Source organism: Vibrio sp. 1078-1, assembly GCF_033340475.1.
On sequence record NZ_JAWOWM010000511.1, the window covers coordinates 1 to 629 of the forward strand.

A 629-nucleotide genomic window follows, 5' to 3' on the forward strand; every position below is an offset into this window, starting at 1 on the left:
TTTTCAGTTCGCTAGATGTCATTTCACGGCGAGTGTCGTTCACTTGGCGCTGCAATTTGAGTAGCTCAATGCGCGGAACAACGCCTTCATCCGCCAACGGTTGGGTGATATCCAGTTCTTTCTTCGCGTATTGGTAGCTTTGGCGTAAGTTGCGCACTCGCGCTTCAATCTCGACCAAGTCTTGCTGTTTTTGCTCAACTTGTTGATCGATCACCGACAGTTGGTTGCGTAGGTTATCCAAATCTTCGCGGTATTCCGCTTTCTGACGCTGAGTTAATTGTGGCTGCGTCTCTTCCAATACCGGTGGGAAAGTCAGTTTGCCGTAATCGAGAACGACGCTTTTTTCCCAATCTTGAATATTAAAATCGCGATTGACGGCAACGCTGTTGATAGAAGCAGAAAGTTGTAATACCGAGGCGGTCAGGTTGGCAACTTGTTGTTCACGTTCGCGGTAGTCCGAGCGAAAACGAGTATCGTCGATCAACAGAAGTTGCTGGCCTTTTTTCACCAGTTGTCCTTCCTTCACCAGAATTTCTTTGACGAGACCACCTTCCAAGTTTTGAACTACTTGGATTTGAGAAGAGGGAATTACTTTACCTTGGCCGACGGTGACTTGGTCGATCTGTGCC

At 47.7% G+C, this 629-nt stretch carries 1 protein-coding gene; it reads right to left on the reverse strand.

Translation table 11 applies throughout. The features are described 5' to 3' along the window. Positions 1 to 629 (reverse strand): biotin/lipoyl-binding protein (locus R7190_RS28490; RefSeq protein WP_318138010.1); only part of this gene is annotated, 629 nt, incomplete at both ends.